The organism is Desulfonatronovibrio magnus, from assembly GCF_000934755.1.
GTDB classification, from domain to species: domain Bacteria; phylum Desulfobacterota; class Desulfovibrionia; order Desulfovibrionales; family Desulfonatronovibrionaceae; genus Desulfonatronovibrio; species Desulfonatronovibrio magnus.
The window spans coordinates 1-19990 of the sequence record NZ_KN882191.1 but is presented as its reverse complement, the minus strand read 5'-3'; the positions used below and the strand labels follow the sequence as shown (position 1 = coordinate 19990).

The window sequence follows — 19990 nt, the reverse complement described above, 5'->3', positions numbered from 1 at the left end:
CACGGCGGGGATATGTATGCCTTGCAGGGCAGGATATTTTCCTGGCTCAAGAAAAAGATTGTTCAAAAATGCCAGGTTCTGACCGTGGTCAGCCAGGCCCTGCAAAAAGAAACTCTGAAGCTTGGAGTATACCCTGATAAAGTCAAAGTCATCCCCATGGGGGTTGATCTCAAGAACACTTTTGTGCCTGATCTTGATCTCAAAAGAAGTGATCATGAACTGCTGTTTGTGGGCAGGCTGGTGGAGAAAAAGGGTGTGGAAGTGCTCATAAAGGCCATGCCGGAAATCCTTGCATCCAGGCCGGAAACAAGTCTGACCATTGCCGGATCAGGCCCCCTGGAAAATGATCTCAAAGCATTGACCGCCAGACTCAACCTGTCAGATAAGGTCAGTTTTCTGGGCATGGTCCCCCAGAATCAACTACCCCGGCTCTACCAGCGCGCCGCCCTGGCAGTGTTTCCCTTTGTCAGGGCAAAAAGCGGCGACCAGGAAGGCCTGGGATTGGTAATTGTGGAAGCCATGGGCTGCGGATGTCCGGTAATTGCGTCAAATATCCCTGCTGTTCATGACACTGTTATTCATAACCAGACCGGCATTCTCGTCCAGCCCGGAAGTCCACAGGACCTGGCCCAGGCTGTTATTACCGCTCTGGATGACAAATCCTTGTGCAGGAAAATTGCGCCCATGGCCAGGCACAAGGTGGAGCATGAATTTGACTGGGAGATTACAGTAGAGAGATTTAAGAGGATTTATGAAGATGTGCGTGTTGTTGCCCAGTAGTCTTTTTCAATATACACGGCGCCCCTGCCACTCTGGCCTAACCAAACCAGCCAGCACCTTTGACAGCCCTTCTGACAATCCGAAAAACATCATCAAACTGAGGTAATTCCGCCATTTGCGAGCCCAGTCGATTATCCCACAACTTTTTCAAACGTGCTTCTTTGCGGTCATAAGCAGCAGCTAAACCATCAGCGGTCCTGTGCCTGAAATCGAGTTTGGCATTTACTTCAGGCCAAAGCATGTTCAAGTCAACATGATTATTGGACACAAGATGCCAGAAATCATACAAATCGCGCGGTTCATTCCGGGCCTTGTCGGTAAGGGCCAGAAATTTCTCAACACAAATCTCGTCCAGGGAATATACGCTGATCAAGCTTCCTCCCGGGATATCTGCATATTCCTCATACCCTCTTAAAACACGGCGTTTTTCTACAGGAAAAGCTAACTTTTCCTTGATAGTTATATCCACCTTGACTGTTTTGCGGGTTGTTGCCGGGAGCGGACCTTCATAGCCAAGGTAAAACGTATGACTGTTGTGATGCCTGTTTCGGTCCTCGGCGTGAAATGCAAACATAATCCCGCTTTCCTGCCTGACCTGCTTGTAAACCTCTTCAAGGCCGGACAGGATATCCGCAAAGGACATGTCCCGAGCCAGGGTAAAATCAAGGTCTTCAGAGAACCGGTAATCATGGAAGTAACAACGCTTGAGCGCTGTACCGCCCTTAAAGATCAAATTCTCATCCAGGGAAGACCTGGACAAACCGATGAGAAACCAAGCCAGGCAATAATCAAGCTCCAACACAGCTTCCGGAATGCGTCTTTTGCCTTTTCCAGCAAGCCGGTTGGCCAAAAGCGAAATGTTTCTCTGGGGTATCATGTGTTCAGGTCCTGACCAAAGCAAGCAGCTCGTCCGGTTCCATATTGAGCCGCAAGCGCCACCTGGCAAGATATCTACCCTGGTCAGGCAGTACAGGATCCAGGAGGACATAAGATTTGGACAGATGCTGCTTCAAGGTCAAGATCTGGAAGTCTGAGGCCATCTGGAAAGTTTCCAGCAAAAATCCAAGCCTGCGAATTACCGCACCGACGTCAACTTCAACAGCATACCGAATCAATCGATCCACATCCAATTCCTGTTTTTTGATCCACAGCCCCTTGGCTGCTTCGCTCAAACCACCGCAATGCTGCGGCAGCTTGAGGCAGTCAACAATCGTCCGTTCCGGATCACTGACCAGCACGCTGTCTGTTTTCGTGGCCCAGTGTTTCTCAATGCCGAAAAACTGATCCAATCTGCACTTTACATAATAATATTCCGTTCCAAGAATCATGCGGGGCCGAATGGAACGGGCAACTGAAACAAAAATTTTCAACTGGGGCTGGGTAACCATTTGATGGATGTCCATGGCCGATGCATGTGAGATATAGTATTTTTGCCTGCCTGCCAGTTCCCGGGCCAGGACATAAGGATTGCCCAAATATTCCCGCGCAAAACCGAGTTCGTATGGAACAAGATTGAACAGGCCCGGCTTGAGCCGGGTGGCCACTCCTCTGTTCACAAGAGCTGCCATCAGATTCCTGGCGGATTTAGGATTCAGCCCAGTGATATCCCTGACATCAGCGTTGGAAAATACAGGCTTGCCTTTTTCATGGAGCATGCCAACCAGATAGGCCCCCTGGGGGCCAAGTGTTTTTAATTTTGTATTATCATTCATATGCATAAAGCCCACCCTTGTTAGGCATATTGCATATAAAATATAATCATGTCAACTCCTGAAACAAATCCTCATATTCCCGGACCATCCGTTCCAGCGTAAACCTCCCCTCCACCTTGGCCCGGTTGTATTCGCCCATTTCCTTCCACAACTGTGGGCTTTCAGCCAGGAGGTTGATCTTTTCAGCGAAGGCGTCCAAATCGCCCAGGAAGCAGAGAAAGCCTCATTGAACATGAAGTGATGAGTTCCGGCAGGGAGAAGCGCTTCATGTCCAGCATGGGCAGCCAAGGCCTTTGTTGCAGATCTTGGAAATAGTTTACACATCGCGTCAAGCGCGAAATGTAAACATTATCTTTACATATTGCGTCAAGCGCGAAGTGTGAAGATGTTTGTCTGTCAATCACATGAAGAATTAATGATATTGTATACTGACCTGCGTGAAATCCCCAACCGCCCGGCTATCTCGGTCTTCTTAAATCCCCTGGCCAATAACTGTTCCACTATATACTTCTTGGCCTTCCTGCTTTCCATGGACCAGGAACGGCTGAAGTCGGTATTTTCAATGACCTGTTCAAGCCGGGCCAGATCCAGCATAGATGCATTGCATCCCAGGTACTTTTCTGTATTTTCGGTTTTTTTGCCCAGCTTTTTAAACAACCCTGGAAAAATTTGAGCCAGGCGGATACAGAATTTTTCAATAGCCCCTTCATGCTCAAGAGCGTTTTCCGGCTCATGCCCGTGGACCTGCTCAAGCATTCGGCGGTAATTCTTTCGAGCTTCCGGTTCCTGGTCATGAACCAGGCGCAATACAACCCCGGGGTCAACAAAGGATTCCACAGCGGATTCACCACAATACAATGATGCCGAGGACCATCTGTATGCATCCGCCTTATCCACTATGCCGGCGCGGACAGGATTCAGGTGGATGTATATTGAAGCTGTGAGCAGATAAGTATTGTCCAGGCATACTGACTGACGGTAAGGTCCACCAAAAAGATGGCCCTTTCGCTGGTATTTTGTATTGAATTTGGCTGCATACCTTGAAAATATGGAGCGCATTGCTTCAGGCAGATTCTTTTCCCGGGGTTCCAGCAAAATATGTGTGTGATTAGCCATAAGACTCAAGGCATAATAGCGCAGATCAAACTTTTCCACGCTTTCCTTTAGCAACATCAGCATGGTCAGATAATCAGTATCATCAATAAACAGCGGCTCTTTGCCTGCTGCACGCTGGGTGACATGGGATATAACCCCGGGCTCAGTGATCTTGTGCCTGGCCCTGAAAATCCGCTGTTCATTTCCGCAGAACCTTTTGTCGTTGTATTTCATGCCAAAACAACTGCCACATCTTTACATATCGCGTCAAGCGCGAAGTGTAAAGATGATGGGGGTTATATTTTGCCAAGCAAGGTGTCCATATACTGCTTTGCCGCCTTCTCCACGGTGAAATCCTCGGCCCGGGCCTTGAGCATTTCGGGGGCGACGCGGAAAGTGCTGTTGAGACTGCTAAGCATAGCCTGGGCCAGGGCTGTGGGGTCTTCCACAGGTACGAGTTGGCCGTATTTGCCACCTTCCAGAATCTCAGCCGGGCCGCTGGGACAGTCCGTGGCCACGATCTGGGTGCCGCAGGCCAGGGCTTCGATAAGCACGTTGCCCAAGCCTTCGTGCCGGGAAGGCAGAACCAGCAGTGTAGCCTCCCGCATCCAGGGCAGGGGGTTGTTTTGGAACCCGGCGAAATGCACCCGTCCGGCCAGCCCCAGGTCCCAGACCATGGATTCCAGTTTCGGCCTGAGCGGGCCTTCGCCCAGCAGGACCAGGTGCGCCGCGGTCTTGCCCGTGATCTGCCGGAATGCTTCCAGGAGAACGTCCAGGCCCTTGGCCTGCACTAGGCGACCGGTGAAGATGATCCATGGAGTGCTAGTCTTAAAAAAATCTGGGCAATGGAGTTGATGTCATTGGCCGCAGAAAAAAATGACGATCATCTTTACACATCGCGTCAAGCGCGAAGTGTAAAGATGATGCCAATCGAAACTTCCATATAGTCACTGGCTGCCCTATCCACGGTGAAGTCCTTGGCCTTGATGAGGACATTGGGCAGTCCAGCCCAAAAATCAGGGTTGTGGCATTGATAAAATTTACCTCAAAGAAGAGACGAAAATCATCTTTACATATTGCGTCAAACGCGAAGTGTAAAGATGATGGGTATTGATTTATATTGATAACAGATAACACCTGCAGTAATGGTGCAGGTATGGATAATAATGATGGCAACAAAGCCGGAATCCTGGTGCTGAGCTCCACCTTCCCCAGGTGGCATAATGATTCTGAACCAGGGTTTGTTTACGAACTGAGCCGTAGACTGGCGAATAAATTCAATATCACAGTCCTGGCTCCGCGCTCACCCGGCGCAAAGGATGAAGAAGTCATGGCCGGTATGAGGGTATTGCGGTTTGGATACTTTTTTCGGCCTCAGGAAAACCTGGCCACCCACAGCGGCGGGATTATGGGCAGACTAAAGGCCAATCCTTTGAATTATCTGCTGGTTCCCTTTTTCCTCCTGGGCCAATTACTGGCCCTGATAAAAATCCTGCGCCAGGAACAACTCGATATAATCCACGCCCACTGGATAATCCCCCAGGGCCTTGCTGCCCACATGGCCCTGGCTTTGACCCGCAAACAAATTCCTGTTGTCTGCACTTCCCACGGCGGGGATATGTATGCCTTGCAGGGCAGGATATTTTCCTGGCTCAAGAAAAAGATTGTTCAAAAATGCCAGGTTCTGACCGTGGTCAGCCACGCACTGCAAAAAGAAGCCCTGAAACTTGGAGCACACCTGGATAAAGTTAAAGTCATTCCCATGGGGGTGGATCTCAAAAACACATTTGTGCCTGATCTTGATGTCAAACGCACTGATCATGAACTGGTGTTCGTGGGCAGACTGGTGGAGAAAAAAGGTGTGGAAGTGCTCATAAAGGCCATGGCGGAAATCCTTGCAACCAGGCCGGAAACCAGGCTGACCATCGCCGGATCAGGCCCCCTGGAAAATGATCTCAAAGCATTGACTGCCAGCCTCAACTTGTCAGATAAGGTCAAATTTCTGGGCATGATTCCTCAGAATCAGCTGCCCCAACTGTACCAAAAAGCCGCCCTGGCGGTATTTCCCTTTGTCAGGGCAAAAAGCGGCGACCAGGAAGGCCTGGGATTGGTGATTGTGGAAGCAATGGGCTGTAAATGTCCGGTAATTGCCTCAGATATTCCGGCTGTTCATGACACGGTTATCCATAACCAGACCGGCATTCTCGTCCAGCCCGGAAGCCCACAGGATCTGGCCCAGGCTGTTATTACCGCCTTGGATGATACAACCATGTGCCGTAGAATTGCGGCCGCGGCCAGACAGAGGGTAGAGCATGAATTTGACTGGGAGATTACTGTTGAGAAATTCGGGCGGATTTTTGTAGATGTACGCTTGGCTAAGCATTGAACCTGAGTGTCTATGATGATTACAGTAAAGCAATTAAAACACTGGTTAAAGCCGGTCCGGAATACACCTTTACATCCGCAATGGCTGATGACCAGAAGTTCTAACGATTTTTCAGAATTATTGCAGAAAAAGCAGCAAGGCATCCTGCTGGATATTGGCTGCGGTAATAGTCAAATTAAAAAAATTGTTCGGAACACAGTCACATACATCGGGCTTGACTATCCTAAAACCATGGCTCTTGGCTATGATGGAGCTCCGGATATCCTGGGCGACGCATCCTGGTTGCCTTTTGCAGATGCAAGCATTGATACCGCTATCATGTTTGATGTCTTGGAACATATTGCTAATCCTGAACTGGCCATAGCCGAGGTTTCGAGAGTCTTGAGCACAGGCGGACACGTATTCATAAAAATTCCTTTTCTCTACCCCCTGCATGATGAACCACATGATTACCAGCGTCTAACTCGTCATGGACTTATACATATGCTGAAAAAACACGATCTTCAAATCGAGGAAATAAGTGAACAAACTTCACCAGTGGAAACATCAGCTCTATTAATGAATATAGCCCTGGCCAAAGGCCTTATTGATTCTGTTCAGGAAAAAAGCCCAGCAATCCTTACAGCTCCATTCATTATTGGAGTTATCCCTTTAATAAATATTTTTGGATGGGCATTCGCAAAAATTCTGCCTTCATCCAAGGTCATGCCTGTTAGTTATTTTATAGATGCAAGAAAAGGCAGATAAAAAATATAAGAATAATGCAAAACATCTTCACACATCGCGTCAAGCGCGAAATGTGAAGATGATCCGTCAAAATCAGGTTAAATAAGAAATATAAACATGCCCCACTCATCAAAAAATTCACCAATAGACGCAGTCATCACCTGGGTTGATGGCAGCGATCCAGTGCACAGGGCAAAACGAATAGCCGCCCTGAATGAAAAGCCCGGCAAAGGCGACATACCCATAGCTGCCGGCAGAGATGATACCAGGTTTCAAGACAATGGAGAGCTGCGATACTGTCTTGCTTCAATAAAAAAATTCGCGCCCTGGATTCGTAATATTTTTATCATTACAGACAATCAGGTCCCAGCTTTTCTGAATAGTCAACTGATGCAGAAGATGAACATCAAGATCATTGATCATCAGGTGATTTTCAGGGGGTATGAGTGGGCCTTGCCGACATTCAATTCAAGAAGTATTGAAACAGCCATATGGAGAATACCGGAAATTGCACCTCAATTTATTTATTTTAATGATGATTTTCTGATAACAAATCAAGTCAGTCCTGAAGATTTTTTTGAGAATGGCAAAGTTGTGCTTAGAGGTGAATGGAAAAAGTTAGTAAGGTTTAATCAGTCCAGAATCTATTTTCATAAAACAATAAATTTTATGTTAAAAAAAATTTTTGGCATAAGCAGGACCATGTATCTCTTAGCTCATATGCGAGGTGCTGAACTTGCGGGATTTACTGACAAATATTACTGGTCGCCACATGTTCCTCATCCAGTTAAAACAGAGACAATGCAATTATTTTTTAAAGCAAACCAGGAGATATTTATTCAAAACATAAAGTATCCCTACAGAGATATGAATCAGTTCAGACTTACCTCCCTTTCAAATCATGAGGAAATAAGAATGAAAAATGCAGTATTAAAAAATGCAAATGAATCTGAAATGATAAGCGGAGAAAGAGATTTAAAAAGGACCATAGTAAGCAAGATAAACAAAATTAAGTCAGGTCATACAAAATTTTTATGCTTGAATTCTATGGACAAAATAAACAATTCATTAAGAAATGAAATTGAAATATATCTTTGGGACCATCTGGATATTAAGCATTTTTTAAAACATTCAAGTACTCGTTAGCCGCCTTTTCAACAGTATAATCCTCTGCTCTGTCTTTCAAAATTTCAGGTGCCACGTAAAACTCTCTGTTCAAGCTCATTATTACAGCATTTGAAAGAGCGACTGCATCATCAACAGGAACCAGCTGACCATAAATACCATTTCCAAGGATTTCTTCAGATCCGCCAGGACAGTCAGTCGCAACAATTTGGGCACCGCAGGCCAGGGCTTCGATTAGTACATTAGGCAACCCTTCGTGTCTTGAAGGCAAGACAAAAACATCTGCTTCCCTCATCCATGGCAGGGGATTTTCCTGGAATCCCATAAAATGAACTCGGTCAATTAGTTTCATGTCTCTAACCATATCCGTGAGTTGTGCCCTTAAGGGGCCTTCACCTGCCAGGACAAGGTGAGCGTTTGACCTGGCAGCAATTTTATAAAAAGCCTGCAGCAGAACATCCAGACCTTTTGCGGGCACTAAACGACCGGCATAAAATATCCAGGGGATTCCTGCTGGAACTGGATTGCCGGATAACGGCTGTGTTGCTCTCCTGCGCATATCCTGATTGATTGTGGGATTATTGATTGTATAGATATTGTCCTTAAGGCAGGGAAAATGACCTATGAGGTCATCAGCAACGCTTTTAGAAACCGCGATTACACCTTTTGCCCTGCTGATTGTTTTGGCCAGAATAAAATTTACAATTTTAACTGAAAAAAATTTCAATCCTTTGGCAAACTGCACTTCAGAAGAAAGATGGTTGTGAAAACTGGCCACCACAGGAATATCTAAACGTGTCACAAGATTGATAAGCAGAGACATGGCGGTAATGTCATTGGAAGCGGATAAAATATGGGTTGGTCTATGTTTAATCAAATAACGTAAAAACCCAAAAGGGAAGAAATAATTATGTTGCGCTGCCACTTCATAAATTTTGACCTCTGAAGGAACCAGCTGGAGCAAATCGCCCTGTTTTCTGCAAAGAACCAAATCGATTGCAATGCCATGATCCAGCCATTCCTTAATCAGATGCAACCTCATTCTTTCTTTGCCGCCACCTGCCAAGGAAGGAATTATTACTGCAATTCTCATAATAACACATCAGAGTAAATATTTGCATAAATAAGCCCAATCAAAATCATATTACCTCACCAGTCCATATTTCCTGGCACCCTGTTCATTGGTCACAACAATATCCAGTTGGGCAAAAACCTTCTTCATGCTCAACATTTCCTTACGCAGGCCTTCCTGCAGGGGCTGGAGCCATTCTTTTTTATGGCTACGGACTACAAGCACGCACATAATTGGTTTTTTCAGGTTTTGTTTTTGTTTTAATTTGTCGGGCAGACCTGCAGCTGCATTTTCATGCCTGTCAAATACCAGGCTGATGTAGAAAAACAGGCTATGCCAGAATTGACTGTAAATACTGTTCAAATAGCTTTTAAGCGGTTCCGGCTGATACGGGGCAGAGCTTTTGGCTTCAATGAATAACAGTATTTTTCTGGATTTCTTATGGTAAAGGCTAACAAAATCACAGGCTTTTACATGCTGGAACCTCTCAAGGAAAGGGACCCTTTCAGGCAAAAATACGCTTTGATCATCAAAAACAAAGCTCATGCCGGATTCGAAATATTCCTTATTTGCCAAGGCTTGCCTCCAGCTCTTCTTCGTATAGGGCAACAGATGTATCCACAATAGGATTGTCCGGCATCCCGTCCCTGAGATCGCTTGCACAGGGCTGAGTGCCGGACAAAGACATCAGAGGTACGGACATATTTTTTTGCACGCTCAGGATCTGGAGTTTCTTGAGCACAAAGTAAGAGTGGGTGGCCATTAATATCTGTACGCCCTGGCTGGCAAGCATGGCCAGCATATCCAGAAATTTGATGATCGCCGCGGGATGCAGGGCAGCCTCGGGTTCGTCTATAAACAGGACAGAATCCGGAGTTAGCATCCGATTGCCCAGGAGCCTGTCCAATATGGCGATTTTCTTGATACCTTCAGCAGTTATAGAAACGGGATGCCAGGCCTTTCCCTTGACGAAATACCACTCTTTGCCGCTTTGCTCCAGATGCCCCCCGATAAGATCTCCAAGCCCTTTTCTGGCATGTGCAAAAGACCTCCAGATCTTGCCCATCCGGGGAGGCTTGTTTACAGCCTGAACCAAGTCATAATAGGTGTCGTCGAAGCCGAACTGCTTGTCTATCTCCCTTGACTGTCGGATTATAGCCTCTATGGACAAGACCTCTTTGGCAGGCAAATAGGCTGAATTGGCCTGTCGGGGCGTATCCGGCTCCAATGCCTCGCCAACCCCTTTTTCCGCGGATTGTCCAAAGCCGAAAAAAACTTTCTGACCATCAATTACGGCTTCCAGACGCAATTTGTTGCCCTCGCCCTTACGCACTAAATCGCCAATCTTTTTTAACTGGAAGGTCCAGGTCAGTTTTGTGTCCAGAACCTGGCGGAAAGTACGAACGTCACTGCCCCTGCCGTATTCCTCCACTGCGCGCACAAGCGCATACAAGGCCTTGAGCAGCAGTGTTTTGCCGGTATCGTTTTCGCCAATAATAACATTAAATCCCGGCCCGGGAGTCCATTGCACTTCCTGCAGCGGACCGCAGTTTTTGATATTGATTGTCTCCAGCATGATTTGCTATCCTTTGAGGTGATTCGTAATTGGACCCAAATACTCCCTATTGCAAAAAAATATTAGTAACATTTTAGTCATTTTAGACATTTTGATGTGGCACGGAGGCTGACTCTCCCCTCACTTATTTTTAAGCGTGTCAGTCATCCTTCAGAAAAATAAGTGTGGGGGGGTCTGTCCCCTGCTAACATTTTTCAAGGCCAGGTGGGTTGAAGGATCCTGCGGACAAATCTCTCCTCTGTCTGTCCTTCGGCTGTGATGTGCAACCGGATGAGCCCGCTCAAGGCTTGCCTCCCAGGACGTTCTTCTCCCACAACTCGGACAAGGTATACCTTTCAAGCCAGTTTTTCAGGGAGGACTCATCCAGCCTGTGCACCTGGGTGGCCCTGGTTTGTTCGTGACGTTCCAGGACCATGATTTCAGCAGCCTCAAATTCATCCACAAGCCTTGGGGATTGAGTGGCCAAAATGATCTGGCTTTTCCGGGCCGCGTTTTTGACCATTCCGGCCAGAGAGGACAAGGCAGCCGGGTGCAGACCGAGTTCCGGTTCATCCAGGATGATCAGGCCGGGCAGAGTTTGCGGCGGCTGCAGCATAAGCGCGGTCATGGCCATGAAGCGCAGGCTGCCGTCGGAAAGCTGATGCGGACCGAAGCGGTAGGATGATCCCTTTTCCATCCAGTCCAGCTTAATGTATTCACTGTTCAGTGCGGTGGGCTGGAGTTCGAAGTCACCAAATCCGGGGATTACTTCTCTGATATGCTGCAAAATGCGCTTGTAATAAGGCCTGGTCTCCTCTTTAGCGTTCATGGCGTATAAGAAGGCAGCCAGATTACCGGCATTACCCCGCAGATAACGGTTGTCGTTTATATATCCTGGATTTCTGATCTTAGCCGTGCTTGAGGTGTCATGAAACTGAAACACCTGGCATTTTCTAAGCAGATCAAGAACAAAGCGGCTGGTTGGGCCTGTGTCAGCATCCTGGATCAGGGCGGATTCGTCATGGCCAGACTTGAGGTCAACCATAGGTAAGTTATCCTTGGTTGTACCAGACCAGCAAGCTATTTCCCTTGTAAAAATAAGCTTGCCACCGCTGGCATGGACAAGGGTGATCTCGTATTTATTATACTCTCCATCATCCCTGGCAAAAAATAACTCCGCCTCCATGACCGGGGTAATGGCTGATCCAAAATGAAGGATTGAGTCGGAATACCCCTGTTCACCGATAAATTGCTGCAATGCCCCTGTGGTCATGAAGTTGAGCATCCGGAAGAATGAGACCAGGTTGCTCTTGCCAGCTGCGTTTGGGCCAATGCAGACATTAATATCTCCAAATTCTATGCTTTGCCCTGCTGAATCAAAGGATTTGAATCCCTTGATTAGTAAGCGCCTCAGTTTATGCCGATTATTCATGAGCTGTCCTTGATTATACCCATAAACAGGATCACGGAGTCTGTGTTGAGCTTCCAATAAGTTTATGATTTTTTTCTGATTCTTCACCCTGTTGTAAAATACAAAAATGAATCAGATGTGGCACGCGGACTTTCCCCTGCTACCATAAAACGGCTGTGTTGTAAGCACTTAGAGCCCTGCGATGAAATAATCAGGGTATCATTTTTTCCGTTAAAACCTGGACGGTAATCTGTAGCCGACTCCTGCAAGGCATACACTGCATTATTCTCATTATCAATAAGTCTATGCCTGGCTTTTACTCCAAAGCGGTCCTCCATCCTTTCCACAAAACCCGCAGAAAACGAAGGTTATGATTTCAGGATAGAAGCTTCTGTTGGCTCTGGCATATTTGCTTACTACTGGTTTTTGAGCAGTGAAGTGGGGATTAAGGCATATTTATGGAGATGCAGGGATCATTTATGCAATCACATCAATAAGTTGATTAGGTCACTGACTCCAATCCACCACAGTAGGCTTCAATACCCAGCAACCGTTTCCACTTCCCCATGACAGCCTCCTCGGAAAACCTCTCCCGCACGCTCACAGCCCTTTGGGCAAGCATAGTGCGGTAATCCTGATCATTCATGAGCTGCTCCATGGCCCGGGACAGGGCCGTTACGTCCAGGGACGGAACCAGGAGGCCGTTTTCGCCGCTCCTGATCAGATCACGGGGGCCGGTGTCGCAGTCAAAGGCGATGCAGGGGCGACCGCAGGCCATGGCCTCCAGCAGCACATTGGGAAACCCCTCGTAGCGGGAGCTGAGCACAAACATATCCGCTCGCTCATACCAGTCCCCGATGTTGCCGACCAAACCCGGCAAGAGCACCCGCCCTTCAAGCCCCAGATCCTGAACCAACTGGACCAGATGTCCGCGCGTGCCGGGGTCCCCCGCATCCCCATCCTTGCCGATAATGACCAGCTTCCAGCCGTCGCGGTGCGTACCGATCATGGAAAATGCCCGGATGAGCAGGTCAAAGCCTTTTTGCTGAGACAACCGCCCCGCGGCCAGCACCACTTTGTCGCCTGAATCCAGCCAGTCCCGGGGAGGGATGACCGGCTCAGCCGCGGGCAGAGGCCAGAACACGGCGTTGGGGATCACCTCAATGTTGGCGGCGGCGACATACCTTTTCAGCCACTTGGCTTCCTCAGTGGTCTGGGCAGCCAGGGCGTCGGCGTGGCGGTAGAGCAGTCTACGCTGTTGGGCCAGAAGCCAGGCAATCCTCTTTTGGCCGGGAAAATTGCGCTCCGAGACCACCACCCGGACCGGCAGCCCCAGGCCGGTCAGAATGGACATCACCGCGCACTTGGTCATCATGCCCAGGACAACATCCGGCTTGTCCCGGAGCAGAATCCGGCGCAGCCTCCTGAAATTGCCGATATTGACCAGAATCTTGCCCAGAAAAGGCTTGTCGTAGGCCGTGTCCAGGCAGTACCGGGTGACCCGCTGATCCAGCCTGTAGAAATCCTTCTCCCGGCCCTGCATGGTCACAACAATCACGGCACAACCGGATCGGGCCAGGTACCCCGCCAGGGTCGACGCAACCCGCTCCGCCCCGCCGCAGGTCAGGGAGTTGATGAAGATGAGAATTTTACTTGTTTTCATGTGTATCGCAAACGGCAGACATCTGGTTCATATTTTTTATTTTGGATCATCCATGAGGAGTTATAAAAAAAATGAAAATCAATCCTGAGATACTTGGGGACTGGCCACATGATTTAAAGCGAATTCTTGCAAAGACAACATATATAGAAATATATATCTCTTTATTGCATTTGACCTTTGTGGCCTTTTCGATTGAGTTTTCAGTGCCTGTGCGTACACATACTCAAGCTTTTCTTTTGCATTTTCTGCAAGATAAAAATCACACACTTTTGGAGCAACGCTATCAGATTCCTCCATCAGCTTGGCAAGACAAGAGTAATCACTTAGTAAAGCCAAGAAATCTGATCTACAATCTTCCTGATCACCTCTTCCAGAAAAGTTAAATTCGTATAGACTCTGAAATGTTTTATTAGAAACACGAGTTAACCTTCCAGTCTCAGCAATAACAAAGCAGATTTTTCCAGCCATGGCAGGCTGAATGACGCTCCTGCCTTTTCCGATACATATGTCCATTGATGCCTGGAGCTTTTCTATATCCTCTACCCATCCCAAGTTTTCAATATTTCCCTTTCCACTCAGTGCTCTGTTCGTCTCAAAAATTTTGGTAGCGACAATTTCGTGATAAATACGCCCTGGAGATGTATCCTGACCAGCAATATAAAGCAAAAAAGGTACTTTGATCTGGCCAGATATTTCTTTTATATGCTCAAGAAATTTGCAAAGACCTTGTACAGTACCTCTTTTTATATTTCCAGTGAATAATATTTTTACAGGGAAACCAGTATGCGAATGGAATTTACTAACATGAAATGCCTTTATACGGTTTGAAATCACATTAATTTCACTAGGTAGAAATCCTGCATGAATAAAAGAACGCTTATTTTCTAGCGAATAACAGACAGGTGTCTTTCTATACATTGATTTTATGCTGAATATATTTGTCACGCCACCAGGTTGTACAAAAACCAAAGGCACACCTGTTAAGTCTGATACAACTGCCAAAAAGCGAAATTGAGGTTTTCGGTTTGCGTGAATTAAGTCAGGTTTAACAGCATTAATTATATTAGTCCATTTTTTTATAATATAGAAATTTTTTATTGGTGTCATAGTGGAAAAGTTATCCACCTCAAAAACCTTCACGCCTTTAGATTTTTGGCGCAACAGTTCAGCATCAGATTCAATTGTTGCTATAACATTATGTCCTGCCTGCTTCATTGCCATCATATGTTCCAGTTGTGAGCGCGGAGCACCTCCACTCATATTCAGAAAGTCAAATATAATTTTCAATCTTTTATCCAACATCTCCTCCCAAACTCCTCACTTTCTCCACAAACCCGTCATACCCCCGTTCAATCTGCCAGGCATCTTCAATCACCGTTTCGCCGTCCGCCACCATTCCGCACAAGGCCAGGGCTGCACCGGCCCGCAGGTCCAGAGCTTTGACTTTGGCACCTTGGAGTTTTCCCCCATTACCCTGAATTCGCAGGAGGTTGTCCTTCACTTGATAATTCAATCCCATTTGGGCCATTTCCATCATCCAACAACTCACACTCAATTCCCAACACTTGTAACTTCTCAAGCATCCTATCATAACCCCTCAGAGCCATGCCAACGTCAGAAATCGTGGACACACCATCAGCCAGAAGCCCCGCTATGACCATACCCATGCTCCCCCTCAAGTCTGTTGAAACTGCATCTGTCGCCTGAAATTTGCCAGGTCCATGGATGGTGATTTTTCCTGATTCCCACCTTAGCGCGTCAGGACAGAATTTGGCCATTTCCCCCAAGTAAGCCGTTCTATCGGGGTAACGATAATCATAGATACGACTGATACCCTGGGCCTTAAGTCCCAAAAGTGTAAAAAAAGGCTGCATGTCGGAAATAACACCAGGATATGTACCGCAGGCCAGTTCAAATGGCTGGATTGAGCCGTTTTTAAGACAATGCTTGTTAATATAGACATTGGTGGAATTTTGATAAATATCCAGTCCAGACTCCCTGAGATGCAGCAAAGGCGAATCCATGACATCAAAGGGAACATTTTCGATGATGATCGCCCCTTGGGAAAGCGCACCGAAAATAATCCAGGTCAGAGCTTCAATCCGGTCCGGAATGACTTTGAAAGTTGACCCTCTGAGTTTGGTACTGCCGGTGACGCTGATAAAACTGTTGCCTGTGGTTTTTATATTCGCTCCAAGGCTATGCAGAAACTCAATCAGGCAATAAACTTCCGGTGAAACATATGCATTGCGGATTATGGTCGTTCCCTCAATGCCAGCGCCGCAAATTAGAGCGTTTTCTGTTCCACCGATGGTGCTTATGGGAAAGTTGATTTCTGCTGGCTTTAATTGCCCTCGAATCTCGATGTGATCTTCTTTTTCTTTAACCTCACAGCCCATTCGTTCCCAGACCATGACATGCAGATCGTATTTGCGCTTGCCTATGCTGCATCCTCCAGGATAGGGAATCCTGGCCAGTCCGGTTTTGTTCAACTGACCGGCAACAAGTAGATAAGTGGTGCGTATGGGGTATGCGTAATTATCCAAGTCCGGCGTAGTGGCCTGGTCAGCATGGATAGTCAGCAAAGATGAACCCTCATCAAACTCAACAACAGCCCCGACTTTGCGCATAAAGTCAGCTTTGTACCGTGCATCCACAAGTTCTGTTGGAAAGTTATACAGAGTAACCCGTTCGTCAGTAAGCAGGGCAGCAGCCATGAGTCTGGTGGCTGCGTTTTTTGCGCCGCTGACTTTAACTGAACCTTGAGGTATTTGCCCACCCCTGACTTTCATGGTTTTCTTGGAACGAAAATCCGCATCATTCATATGTTCTAATCCTTTTGATTTTCCAGATCCTCTGGAACGTATATGACTTCCCGCTCAAGCATTACTCCGAACTTTTGATAAACAGTTTCCTGAACGTGAGAGATTATGGCCTTCACATCCTTTGCCCTGGCATTGCCCAGGTTCACCAGTTAAAAGAGCTTATACAACTTTAAATATTTCATCCATTGGTCTTCTTTTTGACAGTGGTATACTGATTTTTTCCGACAGATTGCCGATTGCCAGCAACACTATAACAACCTCATTCTCAGGGATATTCAAAATTTCGCGTAGTCGAACATCTTCTTTTCTGGAGGATGCCCAGTTCAGAAAACATGATCCAACTCCATTAAAATGCAGTGCATATGCTGCAGACAATGAAAAAATGCCTCCATCTACATAGCACTGGTTTCTTTCTCTGAAACCAGAATATAGTGACAAATCGGCAGTAAACACCAATAACTGAGGGATCTTTTCTGTAAATCCCTTATTCCCCCTTTGAATACTCAATATGCTATTTAAAGTTTTTTCATCTTCAGTCAGGTAGACACGAACCGGTTGGATATTGCAGGTTGACGGGCATTTTTGAGCCAATGATATTGATTGTTTGATTATTTCAATTCTAGCTGGACCTGCAAAATTTCTTATGGAGTGCCTGTTTTTAGAAAAGTATTCATAATTATCTTTTGAAGAAGTTAATATTTCGTCACGAGTAAGTTCAAATATACCACCCTGTATTTCTGTAGGGTTAATATGATTTATTAGCAGCTTGGAAATACTGGTCAATCTTTTGAGGAATTCGATTTGTTCATTTTTTTCCATGAATGTTTTGGAAAACTCGTTCAATGTGCTAATGGACCAACAGGCAATCGTACTGCTTACTTTACTATTACTATCCTTTAAACCGCTTTCTAAAAGTGAAATTAATTTAAATGCCTTTTCCTTGCCAAATGATGGATCTCTGTTTTCAAAGCTGAGTCTTTTTTCCATGGAATGGGTCAGTTTTATTATTATACCTTCAATTCTACGATATTTTTTTCTTGGAAATATTGCAGAAAAATAATATTTTTTTGCATCATTTAAATAATACATCAATATTTTTAGTGATTGAAATGACAATCTGTAGATATTTTTAGCTATACTTAACATCAGTCAGACCTTTAATGGATTTTTTAATTGTATAAAAAACAATAAAAATTACTATTACATATTGGATAGTTAGTACGATGCTGTATGTAATAAGTGTAAAATATTGACTAAAGCTCAATATATATGAAATATAAAATGCACATGCAATTAAGGTTATTCGGCTTATATTAATCAATAGAATGGTGGATTGCCTTCCAAGTACATTAAAAATCCCATTTCCTATGGGACTGTATATAAATTGCGCCAATAAATAAATAGCTAAAATACTGGCAAATACACCAGCCTCCCTCCAAACTTCTCCAAAAACAATCTCAAATAGCCAGGGACCGAATGTGAGCAAAACCAGAAAAGGAGGGATGCTGATAAGAAAAAGCTTTTTGGTGATGCTCTTGGTGACTTTGTGAATCTCTTCCGGATTTTTGCGGCCGATGCGGGCGATTTCTGCGTAGTATGCCTGTCCCGTGGTCTGGCCGAACAAAGTCATGGGCAGGGCCAGCATCATCAGGGCCAGGCCGAGCTGACCGGTTATTTCTGCTCCAAACTGCCAGGCAAAGAACAGCAATGGCGCTTTGGTGGAGACAATCAATAAAAACTGGGATGGCAGGCGGTACTTGGGAAAGTCAGCGTAGCGCCTGAGCAGGAAACGGATGCGTGTGATTGATACCTGCCGCCATGTAGTCTTGAGTTTACCTGAAAAACTCCTAAATAAGGAAAATACACCACCTGCCTGGGTAAAGACCTGCCCGATGAGCAGGCCCAAGGGCTTCAAGCCCAGAAGGCCCAAACCGATCTTGGTGATTGCTCCAATTATTGCCTGCCAGACTCTGGTTCTGGCCAGGGGTTTAAAGGCCTTTTCCCGCACGGCCCAGTTTGTCAGAAGTTCGTATAAGCCAGTACCGGCAATGGCCAATGGAAGCAGCCACCAGAAAGGCAACAGAGCCTGCATGGACAAAAGTTCAAGCAGGTACGGTGCGGCTATCCAGAATACCAGGGTGACCAGCAAAGAAACAATCAAAAGTGAAGATACGCAGAGCACGGCCAGGTTAGTGGCTGTTCCGTCCCTATTGGGCAGTGGCAGGGCCATGGAATAGCGCAATGTGCCAAATGGCACCAGCAGGGCAGTCAAAGATGTAAATACCGCCAGCACCCCGAAATGCTCAGGCAGATAGATCCTGGTGATCACCGGCACGGACAACGCCCCGATGGCCTTGGCCCCGGCAGAACCAGACGCCAGCATGGCCATGTTTCTAAAAATCGAACCCGAATGGCTCTTACTGTTCCACCTGGATGAAATGCCATTGGTGAAGCGGGTGAGGATGGATGTTTGGGGTGCTGTTGGTTGCATGATTATATTTTCAAAGAGCGGGTATTTATGTATTTTATGTGATTGAGTGATTGCGCGCCAGGGTCTCTGAGACCAGCAACCTACTGTTTTTATTAAATTTGATCTTCAAAAAAGCCCTTTTTTGGCCCTTACAGACAACTTTTGTCGCACAAAGCTTCAGTTTTAATGTCTAAATTCTTGATATAGCACAATAAAAGTTAAAAATCGCTTGGATTGTAAATTTCCCACTCCCGATAGCTTTTCAAATACTTGATAAACCCACCAATCCCGGCTTTTGTCTTTCCTGCAAGTTCATAAAGACTATTGAATTGTTGTTAACAGATGTGCTGTCTGTCTAAGCATCTTCAGCATAATCAAAGCCATCAGGAAGTTTAAGGTTTACCTGGCCTTATCATCTGCTCCTTGAGGGTGTTTGGTTGGCCAGAAAGTCCAGAAAATCTGCAAAAGCCAGCATTTCTCGTTTCAATTGCTCAAAAAGTTGTTTTGCATTGCGAACAAGGGTGTCAATTCTAAGAGGATCAAATTTGTATGTATAAATATTCCGGACAACATGTCTGAAACCTCGGTACTCGTCCAGAAATACATGAATCTCATCTGAGATGACGGCAGGACGAAGACCAGGAACTTCTCGGCCCATCTGTATCAGCAAGACCTTGTGCCAATTTGCCCCTTGTGGGAGCTGTCCATCCACATTAGCAGCAATTTTCTCGAAAAGGCGTTCTATGCCAGTGTAGAAAGCGTGAAGATTTAGAGCAACGCCATCAAGGTAGATGTCATCCTGGTATTGTTTTGCACGGATGACTCCGGTTACGGCGCGATCAACAATCATCTCCAATTCATTCATTTCCAGGCGGATTCGTTCAGCGAGCCTTGCAAGTTCAGAAGTCACAACTCAATACCCCTGGTCAGGATCGATTCCCTGACAGATGGTCGGCATGAATCCGGATCCACCAGATCGACTGTAAATTCCGGGCTAAGACCTGAAACTCTGGCTGCCGCGCGATAAAATAAAGCATCAGGTATTCCATACGCAGCCAAATCTATATCTGAATGTTCGGAAAAACCGGTATCCATGGCCAATGTGCCAAATAGAATAACTTTTTTTGCGGAATACTCCTTGCGTAAAAGCTCTGCAGCATGGTTTGCAAG

Annotated in this window: 20 protein-coding genes and 1 pseudogene; 4 read left to right on the top strand and 17 right to left on the bottom strand. The window is 46.2% G+C overall.

Features of this window, described 5'->3' with window-relative positions; all coding sequences use genetic code 11:
- The coding region (locus tag LZ23_RS21670) for a glycosyltransferase family 4 protein (RefSeq protein ID WP_045217651.1) at nt 1-780 on the top strand (780 nt) is incomplete at its 5' end.
- 37 nt (nt 781-817) lie between these two features.
- Here the strand turns inward: LZ23_RS21670 and LZ23_RS21665 are convergent.
- The 4 genes and pseudogenes from LZ23_RS21665 to LZ23_RS21650 all read right to left on the bottom strand — a co-directional run.
- Nucleotides 818-1657 carry a nucleotidyl transferase AbiEii/AbiGii toxin family protein gene (locus LZ23_RS21665; RefSeq protein WP_045217650.1) on the bottom strand — a complete coding sequence of 280 codons (840 nt, stop codon included), beginning with the start codon at nt 1655-1657 and terminating at the stop codon, nt 818-820.
- 4 nt (nt 1658-1661) lie between these two features.
- Complete coding sequence (locus LZ23_RS21660; protein ID WP_045217663.1) at nt 1662-2492, bottom strand: type IV toxin-antitoxin system AbiEi family antitoxin domain-containing protein; 831 nt, start codon at nt 2490-2492, stop codon at nt 1662-1664.
- A 396-nt stretch (nt 2493-2888) separates the two neighbouring features.
- Entirely contained in the window at nt 2889-3821 is a 933-nt protein-coding gene (locus LZ23_RS21655) for a transposase (RefSeq protein ID WP_045217649.1), read from the bottom strand.
- A 62-nt stretch (nt 3822-3883) separates the two neighbouring features.
- A pseudogene (locus LZ23_RS21650) lies at nt 3884-4402 on the bottom strand (glycosyltransferase); the annotation flags it as partial.
- A gap of 341 nt (nt 4403-4743) precedes the next feature.
- Between LZ23_RS21650 and LZ23_RS21645 the strand changes: the two are divergent.
- The 3 genes from LZ23_RS21645 (at nt 4744) to LZ23_RS21635 (ending at nt 7845) form a co-directional block, all read left to right on the top strand.
- Complete coding sequence (locus LZ23_RS21645) at nt 4744-5973, top strand: glycosyltransferase (RefSeq protein ID WP_045217648.1); 1230 nt, start codon at nt 4744-4746, stop codon at nt 5971-5973.
- 87 nt (nt 5974-6060) lie between these two features.
- Nucleotides 6061-6720: a class I SAM-dependent methyltransferase gene (locus LZ23_RS21640; protein ID WP_045217647.1), complete on the top strand. Its 660-nt coding sequence runs from the start codon at nt 6061-6063 to the stop codon at nt 6718-6720.
- 96 nt (nt 6721-6816) lie between these two features.
- Nucleotides 6817-7845, top strand: coding sequence for a stealth family protein (locus LZ23_RS21635; protein WP_052507599.1), 1029 nt, complete (start codon nt 6817-6819; stop codon nt 7843-7845).
- On the opposite strand, the gene LZ23_RS21630 is transcribed toward LZ23_RS21635, so the two are convergent.
- From LZ23_RS21630 to LZ23_RS24875, 13 genes are all read right to left on the bottom strand, one after another.
- Entirely contained in the window at nt 7811-8917 is a 1107-nt protein-coding gene (locus LZ23_RS21630; RefSeq protein ID WP_045217645.1) for a glycosyltransferase, read from the bottom strand. The genes LZ23_RS21635 and LZ23_RS21630 overlap by 35 nt on opposite strands.
- Before the next feature lie 51 nt (nt 8918-8968).
- Nucleotides 8969-9472, bottom strand: coding sequence for a hypothetical protein (locus LZ23_RS21625; protein WP_045217644.1), 504 nt, complete (start codon nt 9470-9472; stop codon nt 8969-8971).
- Nucleotides 9462-10472, bottom strand: coding sequence for an AAA family ATPase (locus LZ23_RS21620; protein ID WP_045217642.1), 1011 nt, complete (start codon nt 10470-10472; stop codon nt 9462-9464). The genes LZ23_RS21625 and LZ23_RS21620 overlap by 11 nt, the downstream gene beginning before the upstream one ends.
- Nucleotides 10473-10752: 280 nt before the next feature.
- On the bottom strand, nt 10753-11883 hold the full coding sequence (locus tag LZ23_RS21615) for an AAA family ATPase (protein WP_045217640.1): 1131 nt from the start codon (nt 11881-11883) through the stop codon (nt 10753-10755).
- Nucleotides 11884-12364: 481 nt separating this feature from the next.
- A complete protein-coding gene (locus LZ23_RS21605; RefSeq protein WP_045217637.1) occupies nt 12365-13525 on the bottom strand; it encodes a glycosyltransferase family 4 protein in 1161 nt (386 codons plus the stop codon).
- A gap of 78 nt (nt 13526-13603) precedes the next feature.
- Nucleotides 13604-14827 (bottom strand): glycosyltransferase family protein, encoded by a 1224-nt coding sequence (locus LZ23_RS21600; RefSeq protein WP_045217635.1) that lies wholly within the window; start codon nt 14825-14827, stop codon nt 13604-13606.
- Nucleotides 14817-15026, bottom strand: a complete 210-nt coding sequence (locus tag LZ23_RS21595) for a carboxyvinyltransferase (protein ID WP_045217633.1) — start codon at nt 15024-15026, stop codon at nt 14817-14819. The genes LZ23_RS21600 and LZ23_RS21595 overlap by 11 nt, the downstream gene beginning before the upstream one ends.
- Entirely contained in the window at nt 14995-16350 is a 1356-nt protein-coding gene (locus tag LZ23_RS21590) for a UDP-N-acetylglucosamine 1-carboxyvinyltransferase (RefSeq protein ID WP_084591191.1), read from the bottom strand. The genes LZ23_RS21595 and LZ23_RS21590 overlap by 32 nt, the downstream gene beginning before the upstream one ends.
- A gap of 5 nt (nt 16351-16355) precedes the next feature.
- Nucleotides 16356-16496 (bottom strand): hypothetical protein, encoded by a 141-nt coding sequence (locus LZ23_RS23775; RefSeq protein WP_198146077.1) that lies wholly within the window; start codon nt 16494-16496, stop codon nt 16356-16358.
- Nucleotides 16497-16509: 13 nt separating this feature from the next.
- Nucleotides 16510-17496, bottom strand: a complete 987-nt coding sequence (locus tag LZ23_RS21585) for a nitroreductase family protein (RefSeq protein ID WP_045217631.1) — start codon at nt 17494-17496, stop codon at nt 16510-16512.
- Nucleotides 17480-18841, bottom strand: coding sequence for a lipopolysaccharide biosynthesis protein (locus LZ23_RS21580; RefSeq protein WP_084591189.1), 1362 nt, complete (start codon nt 18839-18841; stop codon nt 17480-17482). The genes LZ23_RS21585 and LZ23_RS21580 overlap by 17 nt, the downstream gene beginning before the upstream one ends.
- Nucleotides 18842-19232: 391 nt before the next feature.
- On the bottom strand, nt 19233-19730 hold the full coding sequence (locus LZ23_RS21575) for a ribonuclease toxin HepT-like protein (protein WP_198146076.1): 498 nt from the start codon (nt 19728-19730) through the stop codon (nt 19233-19235).
- The coding region (locus LZ23_RS24875) for a nucleotidyltransferase family protein (RefSeq protein ID WP_045217626.1) at nt 19727-19990 on the bottom strand (264 nt) is incomplete at its 5' end. The genes LZ23_RS21575 and LZ23_RS24875, both read right to left, overlap by 4 nt.